Here is a 3,401-nt window from a genome sequence, read left to right as displayed (position 1 = left end):
GCCTTGTCCATCGCGCCGCCGGCCTTCTCGATGACGTGGACGGCGATGACCACCTCGATCTCGTCGAGATGCGGTTCGAGTGCGAGACACGTCTCCTGTGCGTCCTCCGGCGTGGCGACGGGGACGACTATTCGGTCCATGATCGACATTAAAGACCCTCCAGTTACTCCCGGCCCGACGATACGATGGCCGAGCGATAGTACGTTCGTCCCTCGGGGGCACTGTACATACGAAACGATACTCCGTCCCTCCGGTTAAACCTTTAGAAGGGTCTGATGGGGGGCCGGGGCGACCCGTGGAATATGCGCGGATATAAAATGGAGGCCGCGTAACGAAACGGTATGTCACTTCTCGGACCACAGATGGATGTATGTGCGTCAACCGACGGTTGGTGTCGCCTCAGGGTCCGATGACCGACGAGGAACTCGCCAAGGACCTCGGCCCGCTTGCGGCGCTGACCATCGGCGTCGGGACGATGATCGGCGCCGGGATCTTCGTACTGCCAGGGACGGCCGTCCTTCGGGTCGGCCCGCTGGCCGCCGCCACGTTCGTCCTCGGGGGCGTCATCGCCCTCTTTACCGCGCTATCGGCCTCGGAGCTCGGCACCGCGATGCCGAAATCCGGCGGAGCCTACTTCTACATCAACGAGGCTCTCGGCCCGCTGTTCGGGTCGATAAGCGGGTGGGCCAACTGGCTCGGCCTCGCGTTCGCCTCCGCGTTCTACATGTACGGCCTCGGCGAGTACGTCAACACGCTGGTCGGCGCGCCCGCGCTCGCGTTAGGACCGCTCTCGCTGGAAGCCGCTCAGGTCATCGGCCTCATCGGCGCCGTACTTTTCATCGCAGTCAACTACATGGGCGCCAAGGAGACCGGCGGCCTCCAGATTATCATCGTCCTGCTTTTGCTCGGCATCCTCGCGATATTCACGGTCGTCGGCCTGCTGAACGCCGACCTCGATTCGCTGACGCCGCTGGCGCCGCCCGGTTCCGTAGGCGACGTGCTCCCGGTCACCGCCATCGTCTTCGTCTCCTATCTCGGCTTCGTCCAGATCACCTCCGTCGCCGAGGAGATCAAAGACCCCGGTCGGAACCTCCCGCGGGCCGTCATCGGCTCTGTCCTGCTTGTGACCGTCGTCTACGCGCTCTTCCTCGTCGTTCTGCTGGCCGCGGTGCCGAACGAACTCGTCGCCGGCAACGATACTGCCGTCGTCGACGCCGCTCGCCTGCTGTTCGGCCAGTATTCGATTTTCGGCTTCGATTTGAGCCTCCTCGGGTGGGCGCTGTTGCTGTTCGGCGGCCTGCTGGCGACGGCCTCCTCCGCGAACGCCTCCATCCTCTCGTCGTCCCGCATCAATTTCGCGATGGGACGAGAGAAGATCATCACGCCGAACCTCAACGAGATCCACCCGCGATTCGGGACGCCGTATCGCTCCATCGCGGTCACCGGCGCGCTCATCATCGTCTTTCTGTTGCTCGGGAACCTCGAACTGCTGGCGACGGCCGGGTCGGTGCTGCACCTCATCGTCTACGGTCTGCTGAACCTCGCGCTCATCGTCATGCGCGAGGCCGAACCGCCGGGCTACGACCCCGACTTCACGGTGCCGCTGTATCCCTTCGTCCCCATCATCGGCGCGATTACCTCCTTCGCGCTCATCATCTACATCGAGCCGCTGGTCATCCTGCTTTCGGGTGGCCTGACCGTCTTCGCGGCGCTGTGGTACTTCCTGTATGCCCGCAAGAAGGTCGAGGACTCGGGCGTCCTCGCCGAGTGGATCCTCAGCCGCTCCGACGAGTTGCCCGAGACGGCCGTCTCCGCGGCCACCTCGGTCCGCCCGGAGGGCGACGATTACCGCGTGATGGTGCCGCTCTCGAACCCCGCGACCGAGAAGCACCTCATCACGCTCGCGTCGGCCATCGCCCACCAGTACGACGGGACGGTCGTCGCGGTCAACATCGCAAACGTCCCCGACCAGACCTCGCTGGAGGCGGCCCGCGACCGCGGCGCCCACGACGCCGCCCACGACCTGCTGGACAAGGCCCAGGCCGACGCCGAGACCTTCGGCGTCGACGTCGAGACCCACGTCGTTCTCTCACATCGGACCTTCGAGGAGATCTTCGACGCCGCCCGGACCTACGGCGCCGACGTGACCGTGATGGGCTGGGGTGAGGACTCACACGGTGCCCCCGGCCGCGCGGAATCGGCCATCGACGAACTCGCCAGGTCGCTTCCCAGCGACTTCCTCGTCTTCCGGGATCGCGGCTTCGACGCCTCGCGAATCCTCCTGCCGACCGCTGGCGGCCCGGCATCCGACCTCTCGGCGGGCGTCGCCCGCGTCCTGCAGGCGGAGTTCGACGCAGAAGTGACGCTACTGCACGTCGCCGAAGACGAGGAGACAGGCCGGGCGTTCCTGACCGAGTGGGCTGACGAACACGGCCTCTCGGGGGCAGACCTGCTCGTCGAAACCGGCGACGTCGAGGCCGCTATCGAACGCGCGGCCGAGGACGCGACGATGCTGGTCATCGGCGCGACCGAGAAGGGCCTGCTCTCGCGGCTGGTTCAGGGGACGCTCGTCCTCGACGTGCTCTACGACGTCGACTGCTCGGTGCTGTTGGCGGAGCGCGCACACGAGCGAAGCCTGCTCGACCGCCTCTTCGGCGGTGGAACGGACTCGGCGGAGGCGGCGACGGGTGTGACGACAGAGCCGAAAACGCCGAACCTCAGTAACCCCGAGGACGGGCCGGACGCCGACAGATAACGTTACGACGTCGTGAAACCGGCCGATTCGTCGTACTCTTCGAGGACCCACTCGAGTTCCTCGATGGCCCGGAGGATGGCCACCTCGGCGGTGTCCTCGAACTCCGAGGACGGCGGGTCGTAGTCGTCGTACTGGGATTCCAGTTCCGCGATGCGCTCGCGGATGTCGGATTCGTCGCGCATACAGGAGTCTTTTCGGGAGCCAACTTTGTCCTTGCGGCGAGTCGGAGCGGGTGGGAGGTCGAATCGGATCCCTCATCTCGAACGCGGCCGGTCGTCATTTAAGCGAGAACGGACCGGCAGCGGTGGTTCGCTTCGCGACGGTCGCCAACCGGAGCATGTAGGACGTCAGGATGATATATGGGGTTAGCGCGATGGTAAACACCATAGAGACGGACGTCAGAACGGGTGGGAGTCCGAGGATCCAGAACTCGGGGAGCCGTTCGGCGTTGATCGCAAGGATGGCCGTGGCGGTGACGATGATGGCCGGCAGCGAGAAGACCAACAGCGTTCGTGATAGCGACGAGACTTCCTGGGTGTAGTAGAGCGTCTTGAAGTATTCTTTGCCCGTAGCGAACAGCTGGAACGCCTCGACCAGCTCGTCGAGCCGCTCGGAGGCGTCCTCCGAGAGACCACTTTCGAAGGCG

General features: G+C 65.0%; 2 protein-coding genes and 1 pseudogene. 1 reads left to right on the top strand and 2 read right to left on the bottom strand.

Going from position 1 to position 3,401, the window contains the following annotated elements; genetic code table 11:
* Window positions 1-409: 409 nt before the first annotated feature.
* The gene (locus tag V5A53_RS13930) at window positions 410-2,755 is read left to right on the top strand and encodes an amino acid permease (protein ID WP_332314219.1); all 2,346 of its coding nucleotides are present in this window, start codon (window positions 410-412) and stop codon (window positions 2,753-2,755) included.
* A gap of 2 nt (window positions 2,756-2,757) precedes the next feature.
* Here the strand turns inward: V5A53_RS13930 and V5A53_RS13925 are convergent, their stop codons facing one another.
* Window positions 2,758-2,937, bottom strand: coding sequence for a hypothetical protein (locus tag V5A53_RS13925; RefSeq protein ID WP_178289786.1), 180 nt, complete (start codon window positions 2,935-2,937; stop codon window positions 2,758-2,760).
* A gap of 94 nt (window positions 2,938-3,031) precedes the next feature.
* Window positions 3,032-3,401, bottom strand: a pseudogene (locus V5A53_RS13920) (hypothetical protein); the annotation flags it as partial.

The organism is Natronomonas sp. (genome assembly GCF_036625485.1).
In the GTDB taxonomy this organism is placed as follows: domain Archaea; phylum Halobacteriota; class Halobacteria; order Halobacteriales; family Haloarculaceae; genus Natronomonas.
Note: the sequence above shows the minus strand (reverse complement) of the source record. Positions and strands in the feature narration are given on the sequence as shown.

Coding starts and splice junctions, on each gene's coding strand:
- V5A53_RS13930 (WP_332314219.1), top strand. CDS start 410: ATGACCGACGAGGAACTCGCCAAGGACCTCGGCCCGCTTGCGGCGCTG.
- V5A53_RS13925 (WP_178289786.1), bottom strand. CDS start 2,937: ATGCGCGACGAATCCGACATCCGCGAGCGCATCGCGGAACTGGAATCC.